A 16,246-nucleotide genomic window follows, 5' to 3' on the forward strand; every position below is an offset into this window, starting at 1 on the left:
CCGCCATGTCGTTGCATGGCGTACGCTTGTGATGTGCGCTTGAGGTTAGCGGAACGCCACGCGACGTTCACGCAAAAAGCGATGGACGTGATTGCATGCGTCACTTTTTCAGGGCTAAGTGATGCGAGCTGCCGGCGAAGCAGTGTCCGCCGGGGAGGAAACGGATGTCAGCGCAAAGACACAAGACCGGTGCAGCCGGCGACTCTACAATCGACATTGTCGCACTCCGTGCGCGCTATCGCGACGAGCGCGATCGTCGCCTGCGCACCGAGGGCAAGGCGCAATATGTCGAGGTGACCGGCGAGTTCGGGCGCTATCTCGACGATCCCTGGGCCAATCCCGGATTTGCGCGCGAGGCTGTCAGCGAAGAGACCGAGGTGCTCATCGTCGGCGGCGGCTTCGGCGGCCTTCTGTGTGGCGCGCGTCTGCGCGAAGCCGGCGTCGACGATTTCCGGATCGTGGAAAAGGCCGCCGATTTCGGCGGCACCTGGTACTGGAATCGTTACCCTGGTGCGGCCTGCGATACCGAGAGCTACATCTACCTGCCGCTGCTGGAAGAGACCGGCTACATGCCGGTACGCAAATATGCGCGAGCACCCGAGATCTACGAGCACTCGCGCCGCATCGGTCGTCACTTCAGTCTCTACGATCGCGCGCTGTTTCAGACCGTCATCTCGCGGATGACATGGCAAGAGAATGAGGCACGCTGGCTGGTCGAGACCGATCGCGGTGACTGCATCCGCGCGCGCTTCGTCATCCTTGCTGGCGGCCCGCTCAGCCGGCCGAAGCTGCCGGGCATTCCCGGCATCGATACTTTCAAGGGCCACAGCTTCCACACCAGCCGCTGGGATTACGCTTACACCGGTGGCACGGCCGAAGGTGGTCTCACCGGTCTTGCCGACAAGCGCGTCGGCATCATCGGCACCGGCGCCACCGCCGTGCAATGCGTGCCGCATCTCGGCCGCTCCGCAAAAGAGCTCTACGTCTTCCAGCGTACGCCCTCGGCGATCGGCGTGCGCGACGACCGCCCGACGGATCAGGGCTGGGCGCAGGGCCTCAAGCCCGGCTGGCAGCGCGAGCGCATGGACAATTTCACCGCGGTGATCTCCGGCGAGCCGTTCGAACAGGATCTGGTGCAGGACGGCTGGACCGGCCTGCTCGGCGAGATCCTGCTGGCGCCGCGCCGCCGGCCGCAGCCGGTGACCTCGATCGAGGAGGCGCTCAAGGTCATTGAGCAAGCCGACTATCGCAAGATGGAAGAGATCCGTGCGCGCGTCGATGCGATCGTTAAGGACGAGGCGACTGCTTCGGCGCTAAAACCCTGGTACAAGGCGTTCTGCAAGCGGCCGTGTTTCCACGACGAATATCTCGACACCTTCAATCGCCCCAACGTGCATCTGGTCGATACCAGGGGGCAGGGCGTCGCGTGCGTCACCGAGAATGCCGTCGTGGTCGACGGCAAGGCTTATGAACTTGACTGCCTGATCTATGCCAGCGGCTTCGAGGTCGGCACCGATTACGCGCGCCGCATGGGCTTTGAGGTCTACGGCCGTGACGGCATCAGCCTGTCCGCTCGCTGGCGCGACGGCGTCAAGACGCTGCACGGCTTCTACAGCCGCGGCTTCCCGAATTGCTTCCAGATCGTCACGGTGCAGGCCGGCCAGAGCGCAAACTTCCCGCACATCATCGACGAGCAGTCGCAGCACATCGCCTATGTGATCGGCGAGGCGCGGAAGCGCATTGCCCGGACGCTGGAGCCGACGCTCGACGCCGAGAGCGCCTGGGTCGAGGAGGTCGTCAAAGCCGCGCTCGGCCGCCAGACTTATCTGGCCGAATGCACGCCCGGCTACTACAACAATGAAGGCGTGTTCGATCCGATCGCCGCGAGAAACAGCCAGTATTGGCGCGGGCCGGTGGCATTCCTGCGGCTGCTCGACAAGTGGCGTAAGGAGGGCAATTTGGCAGGGTTGGAATTGAGCCAGGGAATTGCTGGAGAGGCGGACGGCTCCGCGGTTCCGGCTCGAACGGCATGATCCCGGCACCGTCTGGCGCGACGCGGCTCTACGTCATCGTCGGCGATCCCATTGCGCAGGTGCGCTCGCCGGCAGGCGTGAGCAGCGCCTTCGCCGCCTGCGGTCACGACGGCATTCTCGTGCCGGTCCAGGTCTCGGTTTCCGACCTGCCGGACTTCCTGTCGCTCGCGACGCGTCTGAAGAATCTCGACGGCATCGTCGTGACCATCCCGCACAAGTTCGCTTGCTACCAGGCCTGCGCGAGCGCGACCGAGCGCGCGCATTTCCTGCGTACCGTAAACCTGATGCGCCGGCGCGCCGACGGTTCGTGGCATGGCGACATGGTGGACGGTCTGGGCTTCGTCGGTGCGGCGCGGGCGCAGGGGATCGATCCGAAGGGGATGCGGGCACTCCTCGTCGGCGCCGGCGGCGCGGGATCGGCGATGGCGCTGGCGCTGGTCGAGGCCGGCGTGAGCGATCTCGCCATTCATGACAGCGCGACTGTGCGCCGCGACGCGTTGATCGGCCGGCTCAACGGACTCGGCAAGACCCCTGTGCGGGTCGGCACCGTGGATCCCACGGGCTTCGACTTCGTCGCCAATGCGACACCGGCGGGGATGACGGACGGCGACCCGCTGCCGGTCGATGTCATGCGGCTTGCGCCGTCGGCCTATTGCGGCTGCGTGATCACCAAGCCTGAAGTCTCGCCCTTCATCGCAGCGGCCCGAAAGCTCGGCTGCGTGACGGGAACCGGCACGGACATGTACGAGCAGCACCAGAGCATCATGGTCGATTTCCTGCTCGGTCGCGACGGCGGAGGGTAGGCGATCGCCCGGTGTCAAGGGGCCTTGCCGGCACCGGTTGCCCCCTATGGGGCTTGAGCGATCAGAGCCGACGTAGGATCATGGGCCCGCGCGAGCCGGTCGCGCACCCCGGGGGAGAGGAACGAGGAATGATCAAGGGCAGGACCGTTGCAACGGCGGTGATCGGTGCTACCGCGCTGCTTCTCTCTTTGGCAAATGCGGCCGAGGCCGCGCAATGCGGCAGTTCGTCGGCCGGCTTCGAGGCCTGGAAGCGCGAGTTCGGTGCGGAGGCACAGGGCAAGGGCATTGGCCAGACCGCGGTCTCGGCGTTGATGCAGACCAGTTACGCCAGTGCCACCATCGCGGCCGACCGCGGCCAGCGCAGCTTCTCGCTGTCGCTCGACCAATTCCTCGCCAAGCGCGGCGCCACCACCATCGTTGCCAAGGGTCGCCAGCTCAAGCAGTCGCAGGCCGCCTTGTTCGCCTCGATCCAGCAGCGCTATGGCGTCCCGCCGGGGCCGCTGATCGCGATCTGGGGCATGGAGACCGGCTTCGGCAGCCAGCGCGGCAACCAGAACATGCTCTCCTCGATCGCGACACTCGCCTACGACTGCCGCCGTCCCGAATTCTTCACCGACCAGCTCTATGCGGCGCTGAAGCTGATCGATCGCGGCACGCTGTCGGGCGCAACCCGCGGCTCGATGCACGGCGAAGTCGGCCAGACCCAGTTCATGCCCAAGAACATCCTGGCCTATGGCACCGGCAATCTCGAAGTTGCGGCCAATGCGTTGAACTCGACGGCGAATTTCCTCAAGGCGCACGGCTGGCGCGCAGGAGCCGGTTACCAGCCGGGCGAGGCGAATTTCGCCGCCATCGAGGCCTGGAATGCGGCTGGCGTCTATCAGAAGGCGATCGCCCTGATGGGACGGCAGATCGACGAGGGAGGAGGAGCGGCCGCCTCGCGTTGACCAGAGCCCCGTTTCGAACGGGGCTCTGGATTCCTGTTTTGGCGCGTTTCTTTATGCGAACCGGCATCCACTTCGCTTGAAAACGCTCTTGCTCAGCAAGGCGTGATGCGCCGGCAAGAGAAAGTTGTTGCCATCGGGAACCGACGGCACGAGGTTTGCTTTGATCAAGTTCGGGGCTGGGCATGAGGAGACTCAACATGGCGACCCAGATCGTGATGGACCAGACGGGCGACACGCGCCACGAGTTTGATCCTGGCAATGCCGAAGCGCTGACGCGGGCCGAACGGCGCTTTCGGGAGCTGACCGGAGCCGGCTTCACCGCCGCGCTGCGAACCGGACCCGGCGAAGTCACCCGGATCCGATCGTTCGACCCGACCGCGCATGAAACGCTGTTCTATCCCCGCCTGGTCGGCGGTTGATCTGAGCTGCCCATGATCGCGGCAGTTTGGCTTCGCGCGCCGGCGCGTGCGCGTCTGCATGCGCTGCGCGAACTCTATCGGCGCTTCTTCGGCGAGAACACGCCGGATGCGCGCGGCCGCCGGCTTCTGGCCGAATGGCTGTCACCGGCGCAGCGCGCGCAGTTCGAGCAGCACCGGTATTTCGATGTCGTCGGCTGCGAGACCGGCAAGATCTATCGCATCCATTATGGCACGGCCGCCAACGTCCATGAGATCGACGAGGGCGGAATTGCAACGATGGGGTGGTGCTTCGTCCCGTCAGGCTTCCTCGTCCCTGGGGACGTGATGCTCGCACAGAAGATCGCGCTCGAGACGGACGAGAGGGGCGCGCTGGCGCTCGCCAACAGGTTTCCGCCGGCAACGCATTCCGAGCACTTTTACCGGCGGCCGTTCTAAAGCATGATCCGGAAAAGTGCGAAGCGGTTTTCCGAAAAGATCATGCTCAAACAACAACCTAAAGCGCGATGATGATTCATCCTCATCTCATCGCGCTTTAGGGCGAGGCGATCAGTAATGCGTGGTGCGATAGGCATCCAGCGCGTGCGCCGCAAAAACGCCGACGCTGCAAAGGGCAAGCAGGGCCGAGATCAGCTCGATCATAGCTCGTCCTCCTGCGGCGAGAGGGCGACGAGGTGCTGGCAGCACGAATAATCCCAGATCAGGTCGAGGAAGAATTGCATGGTGGCCGTCCCTGTATGATTTTGACAGTTAGATAACCGGACATCTGTTTCAGGCGTGTTTCGTCGCATCGGGAAACAGGTTTCGTGGAGCCCCCGGACTGGTTTGTGCGCTGCGGAGCCGCTACATCCCGCTCTTCCTCAATCCTGTTAGCCGCGAAGGCGGCGCATCACATTGCGAGGCGAAATCATGGCGCAGGTCGAGTGGTTCGACGATCTCACCATCGGAATGCAGTTCAAATCCCCCGAAGTTCACGTCACCGAGGCCGACATCAAGCGTTTCGCGGCCGAGTTCGATCCGCAGCCGATGCATCTCGACCACGAAGCCGCCAAGCAGACCCTGTTCAGGGGTCTCGCCGCCTCGGGATGGCACACCGCCGCGATTGCCATGAACCTCGCGATCCAGACCCGCCCCTTCGGTCCGCATCCGCTGATCGGCGCCGGCGTCGACGGACTGCGCTGGACCATCCCGGTGCGGCCCGATGACCGCCTGCATCTGGTCGGCGAGGTCATGAGCCTGACGCCGTCGAAGTCGAAGCCGCAGGGTATCGCGCTGGTGAAATGGACGATGTTCAACCAGAACGGCGAGGAGGTTTACACCTTCACCCCGATTGCGATCGTGCCGCGGCGCGAGTAGGGGGCGGCGCTCGACGCCGGCGGCTGAAACCCTTGCGAGCCGCCGGCAGAGATGGTCATCTCGGCCCGGGGAAGACGCTGGAGGCTGACATGAAACGATCCCTTCTCGCCGCCGGGTTGCTTGCCGGCGTCTTGGGCGCAGTCGCTTTGACCGCAAGGCCGGCGCTCGCGCAACAGTCCAAGGTCGGCGACTGGACCATCGAGAAGCGCACGCAGGACGCGCATTGCAACGCGAGCCGCGGCTACAAGGACAAGGAAGACGAGAACCGCGACTACGTCATCGTCATCACCTATTCCGAGAAGGCTATCGTCCTCGTGATGATCTATGACGGCTGGGAGTGGGACAAGGTCGGCGAGATCCTGCGGGCCGATGTCGGCACCGATGACGCCGATATCATGAAGAAGGCGAAGTGGGAGGTCATGGACAAAACCACCGTGCGCGGCATCTTCGAGTACGATCAGTCCATGATGGACCGGCTGTCCAAGGCCAAGCGTCTTTCGCTCGATTTCGAGGACGATGACGACGACAGCATCGAGATGCAGGTCCCGCGCGCCGGAGAAGCGCTGGCGGCGCTGAAATTCTGCGAGGAGAATCGGAAGTGAATTGCCGGCGCCGGCCGACGAAGCCGGCGGGATCGGCGGCGACAAGATTCTGCGGCGCGCTCCACCGCGTGACTCATCGCACACAGTCCGCGCGCTGTTCGCATTTATCCTAAAGCATGATCCGGAAAAGTGCGAAGCGGTTTTCCGAAAAGATCATGCTCAAACAACAACCTAAAGCGCGATGATAATTCATCCTGATCTCATCGCGCTTTAGTCTTTGGCGAAAATGTCCAAGCCGCATCCTGCGGTTGACGTTACGCAAGGACGATGTTCGATATTCCAGCATTTCGTTGCAACGTTTTCTCCTCGTCGAAGGCGACGATCGACCGGCCCGTCTCCCACGCCAGTTCCTGGATCGCGCTCTCTCTCTCGCGCGCGCGGGCAACACGCGGATTGCGTCGTCCGGCCGATGACGATCCTCCAGGCAGATCGGTTCTCGTCCCTCCTCGGCGAGATCTACGACGCGGCGATCGACCCCGCGCTGCGCAGCGGGGCGTTGGAACAGGTTTCGCATTTCGTCGGCGGCTGTGCCGCGACCATCCTGTCCAGGGACTCAGCCAGGCTCTCGATCGAGATCCAACAGCATTTTGGCACCGAATCCCGCTTCCGTCAGCTCTATCGCGACCGATAAGTCGAGCTCGATCCTCTGCTCGATCGTCATCTCACGCTCGCGGCCGAGCAGACCATCGGCGTGACCGACGTCATGCCGCATGCGGATTTTCTGGCAACGAGCTTCTATCGCGAGTGGGTGGAACCGCAAGGGGCGATAGACCTCGCAACCGTCGCGCTTGAGAAGTCGGACGCGCGCACCACGATCCTGCAGGTGCTGCGCCACCGGTCGCGCGGAACGGTCGATGAGCCGATGCGTGAGCGCATGCGGCTGCTCGCTCCGCACCTCCGGCGCTCCAGCATCATGGGCCGGCAGATCAGGGCGCGCTCGCATACCGTGGACGACCTTGCCGATGTCCTTGATGGGTTGAGCACGGCGATCTGCCTGCTCGACGCAGACGGTCGGGTCAACGAGACGGTCTTTCGCAAGACCGTGCTCGTTCTGTTGTTGCTGTCAGGGATTTCCCTGATCTAGTGACCAGGATTGGTGATTGAGCCCTGGACCGGGGCCGCGCTGGTGTCGTTGCCGTGATGCACCAGCGGCTTCATGCCGGTGACGGTCCGCAGCAGCACATAGAACACCGGCGTCAGGAACAGGCCGAACACGGTGACGCCGATCATGCCGGAGAACACGGCGACGCCCATCGCGCGCCGCATCTCCGAGCCCGCGCCGGTCGAGAGCACCAGCGGCAAGACGCCCATGATGAACGCCATCGACGTCATCAGGATCGGGCGCAGCCGCAGCCGGCTCGCCTCGATCGCGGCCCGGATCGGCGTGCGGCCCACGAATTCGAGCTCGCGCGCGAATTCGACGATCAGGATCGCGTTCTTGGCCGAGAGTCCCACCAGCACGATCAAGCCGATCTGGGTGAAGACGTTGTTGTCGCCCTTGGAGATCCAGACGCCGAACATTGCCGCCAGCAGACCCATCGGCACGATCATGATGATCGAGAGCGGCAAGGTCAGGCTCTCATAGAGCGCGGCCAGCACCAGGAACACCAGCAGGATCGCCAGCGGGAACACCCAGAGGCCGGAATTGCCGGCGATGAACTCTTGATAGGTCAGGTCGGTCCATTCGAAGGCAAAGCCGGGCGGCAATGTCTCCGCCGCGATCCGCGTCGCGACTTCCTGTGCCTGGCCCGATGAAAAGCCGGGCGCAGCCGCCGCGTTGATGTCGGACGACAGGAAGCCGTTGTAACGGATCGCACGTTCGGGACCCGCGCTCTGGCGGATCGTGAGCAACGCCGACAGCGGCACCATGTCGCCGGAGGACGAGCGCACCTTCAACTGCCTGATGTCGTCGGCACGCGCGCGGAACGGCGCATCGGCCTGCACGTAGACGGAGTAGGTGCGTCCAAACTTGTTGAAGTCGTTGACGTAGTAGGAGCCGAGGTAGATCTGCAGCGTGTTGAACACCTCCGTCACGGGCACGCCGAGCTGGAGCGCCTTGGTGCGGTCGATGTCGGCAAAGAGCTGGGGCACGTTGACCTGGAAGCTCGAGAATACGCCGGCGATCTCCGGCGCCTTCTGCATCGCCGCCATGAAGGCTTTGGTCGCCTCGTTCAGCGCCTCATAGCCGAGGCCGGCACGATCCTCGATCTGCAGCTTGAAGCCGCCGATGGTGCCGAGACCGTTGACCGGCGGCGGCGGGAACATGGCGATAAAGGCTTCCTGGATGCCGGCGTATTTCTTGTTCAACTCGGCCGCGAGCGCGGGGCCGCTGAGCGAAGGATCCTTGCGCTCATCGAACGGCTTGAGCGTTGAGAACACGATGCCGGCATTGGAGGAGTTGGTGAAGCCGGCGATCGACAGGCCCGGAAACGCGACCGAGCTCTCGACACCGGGCTGGGTCAGCGCGATGTGCTCATCTTGCGGATCACCTCTTCGGTGCGATCGAGCGCTGCACCATCGGGCAGCCGCGAGAAGCCGACCAGGTACTGCTTGTCCTGGCCCGGCACGAAGCCGCTCGGCACCTGCTGAAACAGGAAGGCGGTCACACCAACCAGCACCACGTAGAGGCCCATCACCGCGGCCTTGCCTGAGATCACCTTGGTGACGGTGCCGCTATAATTCTCCGAAGAGCGCGTGAACGCCTTGTTGAAGCCACGGAAGAACCAGCCAAGGCTCTTTTCCATGATGATCGTCAGCCTGTCCTTCGGCTCATTGTGGCCCTTGAGCAGAAGGGCCGACAGCGCCGGCGACAGCGTCAGCGAGTTGACGGCGGAGATCACGGTCGAGATCGCGATCGTCAGCGCGAACTGCTTGTAGAACTGCCCGGTGAGGCCGGAGATGAAGGCGAGCGGCACGAACACTGCGATCAGCACCATGGCGATCGCGATGATCGGGCCGGAGACTTCGCGCATTGCCTGGTAGGTCGCATCGCGCGGCGACAGCCCGCCCTCGATGTTGCGTTCGACATTCTCGACCACGACGATAGCGTCGTCGACGACGATGCCGATCGCGAGCACCAGGCCAAACAGGCTGAGTGCGTTGATGGAGAAGCCGAACAGGTGCATCACGGCGAAGGTGCCGACGATCGACACGGGCACGGCCAGCAGCGGAATGATCGATGCGCGCCAGGTCTGGAGGAACAGGATCACCACCAGCACCACCAGCGCGATCGCCTCCAGCAGCGTGTGGATGACGGCTTCGATCGACGAGCGCACGAACTGGGTGGGGTCGTAGACGATCTGATAGGACACGCCTTCCGGCATGTTCTTCTTGATCTCGGCCATGGTGGCGCGGACGTGATCGGAAATCTCGAGCGCGTTGGAGCCAGGCGCCTGGAAGATCGGGATCGCGACTGCCTGCTTGTTGTCGAGCAGCGATCGCAGGCCGTATTCGGACGCGCCAAGCTCGATGCGCGCGACGTCGCGTAAGCGCACGACTTCGCCGCGCGTGCCGGTCTTGACCACGATGTCGCCGAACTGCTCCTCGTTCGCGAGCCGCCCTTCCGCATTGACGGACATTTGCAGGTCGATACCCCTGACGTTGGGGGAGGAGCCGACGACGCCGGCGGCGGCCTCGACGTTCTGCGCCTGGATCGCCTTGACGATATCACTCGCGGTCAGGCCATGCTCCGCCGCCTTCTGCGGATCGACCCAGACCCGCATCGAATAGTCGCCGGCACCATAGAGCTGGACGTCGCCGACGCCGTCGATCCGCGCCAGCCGGTCCTTGACGTTGAGCACGGCGTAATTGCGCAAATACGTCATGTCGTAGCGGTTGTTCGGCGACAACAGATGCACGACCATGGTGAGGTCGGGCGACGACTTCTTGGTGATGATGCCGAGCTGGCGCACCACGGCGGGGAGGCGCGGCTCGGCCTGCTGCACGCGATTCTGCACCAGCTGCGTCGCCTTGTCGGGGTCGGTGCCGAGCCGGAACGTCACCGTCAGCGTCATCGCGCCGTCGGTGGTGGCCTGGCTCGACATGTACAGCATGCCTTCGACGCCGTTGATCTGCTCCTCGATTGGGGTCGCCACCGTTTCCGCGATCACCTTCGGATTGGCGCCGGGATAGGTTGCACGCACCAGGACCGAGGGCGGCACGACGTCCGGATATTCCGAGATCGGCATCGCGAACAGCGAGATCAGGCCGGCGAGGAAGATCAGGACCGAGAGCACCCCGGCAAAAATCGGACGATCAATGAAGAACTTTGAGAGATTCATGGCTTTGCCCCTGCGCGAGAGACGACTCTCCCGTCATTCTGGGCGTGGGCAAAGCCCGCGAACCCGGAATCCAGAAGTGATGTCTTGGTAGTTCAACGATTCCGCCATGCCGGTTCGCGCTGCCCGCGCCCCCCGGCATGGCGGAGAACGCTAACGCTGCACGACGTCCTGGTTGCTGTGGTTGGATACCTGCTGTGGCCCGCGCGCGCCCATCGCCGCGATCTCCGTCTTGAGCAGGGCACCCGGGCGCACGCGCTGGAGGCCGTTGACGATGATGCGGTCGCCCGTCTTCAGCCCCGCTGTCACGATACGCAACCCGTCGACGGAGCCGCCGAGCGTGATCGGTCGATAAACCGCGCGGCTGTCGTCCCCGACCCCCATCACGAACTTCTTGTCCTGGTCGGTGCCGATCGCGCGCTCGTCGATCATGACCAGCGACTGTTGCTTGGGCTGGCCCATGCGCACGCGGGCGAACTGGCCTGGGATGAGACGCCCGTCCTCGTTGTCGAACACCGCGCGGACACGGATGGTGCCGCTCTGGCCGTTGACCTGGTTGTCGATGAGCTGGATGTGTCCCTTCGCCGAGAGGCCGCCGGAGGTCGCCATCGCGACCGGGATCTGGTCGAGATTGCCGCGCTTGCCGGAGACCTCGGATATCGAGTTCAACGCCCGTACCACCAGCTCCTCATCCGCATCGAACGATGCATAGATCGGATTGACCGAGACCAGCGAGGTCAGCACGGGGGAGGCGGTGCCGGCGGCGACGAGATTGCCGACGGTGATCTCGATCTTGCCGACCCGGCCGTCGACCGGCGCACGCACCTCGGTGTAATCGAGATTGAGCTTTGCGGTCTGGAGCGTCGCCTCGGCCGCCTTCACGTTGGCGATGGCTTCGCGGTTGGCGTTGTCGCGCTGGTCGTAGTCGCGCCGCGTGACCACGGCGTTGCCGACGAGCTGCGCGCCGCGCTCGAGCTCACTCTGGGTGAACACGACGCGCGCTTTCGCCGCCTCGAGCTGGGCGGCGGCCTTGTCGACCTCGGCAGCGTAGGGCGCCGGATCGATCTTGAACAGGACATCGCCGGCTTTCACCAACGCGCCTTCGGTGAAGTTGGTCGACAGGATCGCGCCGGCCACGCGCGGGCGAAGCTCTACGCGCTGGATGGCTTCCAGCCGGCCGGAGAAATCGTCCCACAGCGCGGTCTGCTTTGGTTCGATCAGCGCGACCGTGACCGGAACGGCCTGCTCGGTCGCGGCCGCCGTGGCGGTCGCTTGCGCGGCACGAAAGTAATGGCCGGTCGCGATCGAGCCAGCCACGGCGAGGGCGCCCACGATGGCGGCGCCGCCGAGGAGGCGGCGGAAACGGACGGTATGGGCGGTATTTTGGGAGGGGTGCATTTGCGCGCTCCAGATATGTAGTGTTCACTACAGATGTGGAGCTGGATGCCGCAGTGCAAGATACTTATGTACCATTCACTAAGAAAATTGTAGCGGCATACCGCAAGAATTGGAAGACGGCGGGAAAATAAAGCTAGAACAAATAGATAGGATTTGGCGTTAGCCTCCGGCAGACCGCGAATTCTGAGGAGACAGGCACATGGGCATGGGACGCCCCCGCGAATTCAACGCCGAGACGGCGTTGGACCAGGCGATGGAAGTGTTTTGGCGCCATGGCTATGAGGGCGCCACCATCGCCCAGCTCACCGAGGCCATGGGCATCAATCCCCCGAGCCTTTACGCCTGTTTCGGCAACAAGGAAGGCCTGCTGAAGGCCGCGCTCGACCGCTACACCAAACTACGTGGCGTCTGGATGGACGAGGTGGTGGCAGCGCCGACCGCCCGCGAGGTCGCGGAGCGGATGCTGAGGGGCATCGCCGACAAGCAGACCGATCCCGCCAACCCGCCTGGCTGCCTGCTCGTGCAAGGCGGCATCGCCTGCGGCACCGGCTCCGAAAGCGTCCCCTTCGAGCTCGCCGCCCGCCGCGCTGAGAACGAGGACCAGCTCCGCGACCGCTTCATCCGCGCCAAGGCCGAAGGCGATCTGAAGCCGACGTCAGATCCCGCTGCGCTCGCGCGCTACGTCTCGGCCGTCTCTGTCGGCATGGGCGTGATGGCATCCTCGGGCTCCGACCGCGAGGCGCTGCGGCAAGTGGCGAGTGTGGCCGTGCAGGCGGTCGAGGCGCAGTCGACTGAAAGGAAGTGACCGCGCGTTAGCGTCTTCGCCTCTCATCTCGCGGGTTAGGTGGTAGGCAGCGACGGCGGCGGGACAAAGCCGCCGAACTCGCGTTCGAGCAGCTCGGCCAGCGCAATCGTTGTGCGGTCCTCTAGATAAGGCCCGATGATCTGGACGCCGATCGGCAGGCCCGAAGGCGTGCGCTCGATCGGGACGGCGGTCGCAGGCAGTCCGCAGGTCGAGGCGGGGTCGGCCCAGATGAAGCACGCATCGGCGTAGGGATGGAGCTTTCCGTCGATGTCGAGTTGTCGCGCGTCGAACGGTTCGGAATGGTCATGTGGAAAGGCCGGCACGGCGGCGGCCGGGTAGATCACCGCGTCGACATCGCGGAACAGCTCCTGCCATCGTTGTTGCAGTTGCAGGCGCGCCGCATCGGTCGCCAGCCATTCACGATGGAGCATGGCCCAGCCGCGCGCGCGCTCGGCCTGCAGGCCGCGGTCGTCGGGCGCGAGTGCCGCGGCAAGGCCTTGCGCCTCTGCGAGGGCGCCCGGTGTCAGGCGTGGACTTCGCGCTGCGTTCAACAGCTTCATGTAGAGCCGAGCGGATTCGGCGAGATCGGGCAGCGACGTGCTTGAGCACGCGACCCGCGCGCCTGATCGTTCGAGCCGCTCGGCCAATCGTCCAATGGCTGAGCGCACCGCGTCACCCGTCGGCATCAGCGGATGGGTATCGATCACGAGGATCCTGAAACCCTTGAGCTGGTCATGGCGCGGGGCGGGCAGCGCCAGGCGATAGCCGATGCCGTCGCGCATCTCGTCGGGGCCCGCAATCACGTCGAGCGCCAACGCAAGGTCCGAGGCGGTGCGCGTCATCGGCCCAACGACAGCCAGATCACCCTGGCCCGGGACGGGCGGTGCCGGCGGCAGACTGTATCCGCGTAGCGGGACCAGGCCGAGGCTTGGCTTGTGTCCGAACACCCCGCAGAAATGTGCGGGCACCCGGATCGAGCCGCCGATATCAGAGCCGATCGAGAGCGGGCCGAACCCCGCCGCCAGCGCCGCCCCCGAGCCGCCTGAAGAGCCACCGGGCGACCGGCCGAGGTCCCACGGGTTGTTCGTCATCCCGTAGATATCGTTATAGCTCTGGAAGTCCCTGAGGCCGATCGGGATATTGGTCTTGCCGATGGTGACGGCGCCCGCCGCCTTTAACCGCGAGACGACAAGGGCGTCCTCCACGGGTTGGAAATCCCTGAAATGCGGAAAGCCCCATGTCGTCGACAGGCCGGCGACATTGAACGGTTCTTTCAAGGTCACGGGGATGCCGAGCAATGGCTGCCGCTCGCCGCGGCCAAGAGCGGCATCGGCGGCGCGCGCGGCGTCTCTTGCGCGATCGAAATCGCGAACGATGACGGCATTGATCCGGCCGTCCAGCGCTTCGATGCGCGCAATCGTGTGCGCGAGCAACTCTGACGCGGAAATCTTTCGCGCGTGCAGGGCGCTCAGCAGCGTGCTGATCGAACCGTAGTCGCAGTCAGTGGCATCTGCGGGCAATCCTGGTTGCATCACGATCTCCATTGTCTCGCATCGCCGTGTCGATGTCGTTCGGCTGCAATTCGATCCTTGTATCGAACATGCGACGGGAAATGGTGCGGTCGGCCATGCCTCCCGAACCGTTAACGGCGAAACCGCCTTCGCTGGCAGGATTCGCACCATTGGAGTGCGAAATTCTTCAACGATTTGTACTGTGCATGGGGTTGTTTTCGCGTTTTTTAATCGAGCGTCCCGCGGGGAACGGCGCTCTATGCGGGATCGATGGGTCTGTACGCGCCGCTGCTCGCGTGGCATTGGGGACGGTGAAGCCTGGACACTGACGACCATGTTCGCCCTGACATTCCTTGGGACCTCGGCCAGCGTTCCGTCAGCGGAGCGCAACCATCCGGCTCTCCTCGTAGAGGTGGCGGGCAAGCGCATCCTCATCGATTGCGGCGAGGGTACGCAGCGCCAGTTGCTGCGCAGCGGCGCGGGCTTTCGACGGCTTGACCGCATCCTGCTGACGCACGGTCATCTCGATCACGTGCTCGGCATCCCCGGCCTGTTCTCAACGCTGGGGTTGCGCCAGAATTCCGACGTGATGACCGTCCATGCAGGGCAGGGTACGCTCGACATCGTCATCCGCATGCTTGCGGGCCTGTGGGGCGCAGGCAGGGCGCCGATCCCTGTCGAGTTCGCGCCGCTGACCGAAGGACAGGTCATCGACGCCGGCGACTTCAGCGTCGATTGTTTTCCAGTCCGCCACCGCGAGACCGACAGCTTTGGCTTCTGTTTCCAGAGTCCCGCACGTCGCCATCTGGAGCGGGAGCGACTCGCTGCCCTCGGTGTTCCCGATGGGCCGATGCGCGGAGAACTGGCCGCAGGACGCCCGGTCGTGATCGAGGACGGCCGAACCATCGATCCCGAAGACGTTCTGGGGCCGCCGGGCGGCGGCAGGAAGCTCGTGGTGATCGGCGACACCGAAACCACCGACGGGCTGTCGCAATACGTCGCCGACGCCGATCTGCTGGTGATCGAGGCGACGTTCCTCGATCGCGACGCGCCAACCGCGCGGGACTATGGCCACCTCACCGCGCTCGAGGCGGCTTCGTTTGCCGCCGCGAACAACGTCGGGCAACTCGTGCTGAATCACATGTCGGGGCGCTATCAGGACCAAGAGCTGCTGGCCGAAGCGACGAGGTTTTTTCCAAACACGCGGATCGCCGCCGATTTCGACCAGATCGCCATCTAGTCGGGTCGACGTGACTCATCTCGTCAATCCCGACTTGATCGCGAGATCCTGCACCTCTCTGGTCGCCTGCATCAGCCTTGGCAGTGCCTGATCGCGGAAGGTCGGCATGTCCATGCGCATCGCATCGACAGTGACGCTCAATCCCCCGATCACAAGACCCTGGGCGTCGAAGATCGGCGTTGCCAGCGTGCGCAGGCCATAGGCGTTCTCGCCGTCGGAGACGGCATGGCCTTTCTTCTTCACCTGATCGAGCCGGGCGAGCAGGGCATCGAGATCGGTCAGCGTTCGCTCCGACAGCTTTACGCGGGGTCGCAATTCCAGTCGCGCGATCTGCTCGTCCCGCGCCAGATGCGCCAACATGACATGGCCGAGGGCGGCGCTGTAGGCGGGAATGCGCGTGCCCGGCCGGCGATCCAGCTTGTGGCGGTCGAGGCCCGCGCCGATGCGCGCGAGATAGATCACGTCGCCGCCGTCGAGGACCCCGAGCGAGGCCGCATCGCCGACATCAGGTACGAGATCGCGCAGCAGCGGCTCGACGATCGGCCGCAAGGATCCGTGCGACAGCACGGTGTAGCCGAGGTCCAGGCAGGCAACCCCGAGGCGGAACCGGCGGCTTTGCGGAACCGCCTGGACGTAGCCGAGCTCGACCAGGGTCTGGATCAGCCGGAACGCCGTCCCGCGATCGAGATCGGCGCGTGCGGCAATCTCACTCAGGGTCAGCTCGAAGGCCTCGCTGGTGAAGCCCTTGAGCACTGCGAAGGCCTTGCCGACGGAGGCGACATAATTCTTGGGATTCTTCGGGGGCGTTTCCGAAGCGCGCTTTGTGGCCTTCTTTTCGATCTTGGCCATACTCTAATG

12 protein-coding genes and 2 pseudogenes are annotated in these 16,246 nt (G+C 64.4%); 10 read left to right on the plus strand and 4 right to left on the minus strand.

Features of this window, described 5'->3' with window-relative positions:
- Positions 1-164 precede the first annotated feature (164 nt).
- From QCM77_RS04100 to QCM77_RS04135, 8 genes and pseudogenes are all read left to right on the plus strand, one after another.
- The gene (locus tag QCM77_RS04100; RefSeq protein WP_279662775.1) at positions 165-2,033 is read left to right on the plus strand and encodes a flavin-containing monooxygenase; all 1,869 of its coding nucleotides are present in this window, start codon (positions 165-167) and stop codon (positions 2,031-2,033) included.
- On the plus strand, positions 2,030-2,836 hold the full coding sequence (locus QCM77_RS04105; protein ID WP_279662774.1) for a shikimate dehydrogenase family protein: 807 nt from the start codon (positions 2,030-2,032) through the stop codon (positions 2,834-2,836). The genes QCM77_RS04100 and QCM77_RS04105 overlap by 4 nt, the downstream gene beginning before the upstream one ends.
- A 128-nt stretch (positions 2,837-2,964) precedes the next feature.
- Positions 2,965-3,783, plus strand: coding sequence for a lytic murein transglycosylase (locus tag QCM77_RS04110; protein ID WP_279662773.1), 819 nt, complete (start codon positions 2,965-2,967; stop codon positions 3,781-3,783).
- Between the two features lie 197 nt (positions 3,784-3,980).
- Positions 3,981-4,202, plus strand: coding sequence for a hypothetical protein (locus tag QCM77_RS04115; RefSeq protein ID WP_279662772.1), 222 nt, complete (start codon positions 3,981-3,983; stop codon positions 4,200-4,202).
- A gap of 12 nt (positions 4,203-4,214) precedes the next feature.
- On the plus strand, positions 4,215-4,637 hold the full coding sequence (locus QCM77_RS04120; RefSeq protein WP_279662771.1) for a hypothetical protein: 423 nt from the start codon (positions 4,215-4,217) through the stop codon (positions 4,635-4,637).
- 471 nt (positions 4,638-5,108) lie between these two features.
- Positions 5,109-5,555, plus strand: coding sequence for a MaoC family dehydratase (locus tag QCM77_RS04125; RefSeq protein WP_279665687.1), 447 nt, complete (start codon positions 5,109-5,111; stop codon positions 5,553-5,555).
- Positions 5,556-5,644: 89 nt separating this feature from the next.
- Positions 5,645-6,157: a hypothetical protein gene (locus QCM77_RS04130; RefSeq protein WP_279665686.1), complete on the plus strand. Its 513-nt coding sequence runs from the start codon at positions 5,645-5,647 to the stop codon at positions 6,155-6,157.
- A 409-nt stretch (positions 6,158-6,566) separates the two neighbouring features.
- Positions 6,567-7,175, plus strand: a pseudogene (locus QCM77_RS04135) (LuxR family transcriptional regulator); the annotation flags it as partial.
- A 62-nt stretch (positions 7,176-7,237) separates the two neighbouring features.
- Here the strand turns inward: QCM77_RS04135 and QCM77_RS04140 are convergent.
- Both QCM77_RS04140 and QCM77_RS04145 read right to left on the minus strand, forming a co-directional pair.
- A pseudogene (locus tag QCM77_RS04140) lies at positions 7,238-10,437 on the minus strand (efflux RND transporter permease subunit).
- A 150-nt stretch (positions 10,438-10,587) separates the two neighbouring features.
- Positions 10,588-11,832, minus strand: coding sequence for an efflux RND transporter periplasmic adaptor subunit (locus tag QCM77_RS04145; protein WP_279665682.1), 1,245 nt, complete (start codon positions 11,830-11,832; stop codon positions 10,588-10,590).
- Positions 11,833-12,031: 199 nt separating this feature from the next.
- On the opposite strand from QCM77_RS04145, the gene QCM77_RS04150 reads away from it, so the two are divergent.
- On the plus strand, positions 12,032-12,637 hold the full coding sequence (locus QCM77_RS04150; protein ID WP_279665681.1) for a TetR/AcrR family transcriptional regulator: 606 nt from the start codon (positions 12,032-12,034) through the stop codon (positions 12,635-12,637).
- Between the two features lie 35 nt (positions 12,638-12,672).
- Here QCM77_RS04150 and QCM77_RS04155 read toward each other — a convergent pair whose 3' ends face one another.
- Positions 12,673-14,169, minus strand: coding sequence for an amidase (locus QCM77_RS04155; RefSeq protein ID WP_279665679.1), 1,497 nt, complete (start codon positions 14,167-14,169; stop codon positions 12,673-12,675).
- A gap of 313 nt (positions 14,170-14,482) precedes the next feature.
- Between QCM77_RS04155 and rnz the strand changes: the two genes are divergently transcribed.
- The gene (gene rnz, locus QCM77_RS04160; RefSeq protein ID WP_279665696.1) at positions 14,483-15,388 is read left to right on the plus strand and encodes a ribonuclease Z; all 906 of its coding nucleotides are present in this window, start codon (positions 14,483-14,485) and stop codon (positions 15,386-15,388) included.
- 15 nt (positions 15,389-15,403) lie between these two features.
- Here rnz and QCM77_RS04165 read toward each other — a convergent pair whose 3' ends face one another.
- A complete protein-coding gene (locus tag QCM77_RS04165; RefSeq protein WP_279665677.1) occupies positions 15,404-16,237 on the minus strand; it encodes an IclR family transcriptional regulator in 834 nt (277 codons plus the stop codon).
- Positions 16,238-16,246 lie beyond the last annotated feature (9 nt).

This window comes from Bradyrhizobium nivariense, from assembly GCF_029846695.2.
GTDB lineage: Bacteria > Pseudomonadota > Alphaproteobacteria > Rhizobiales > Xanthobacteraceae > Bradyrhizobium.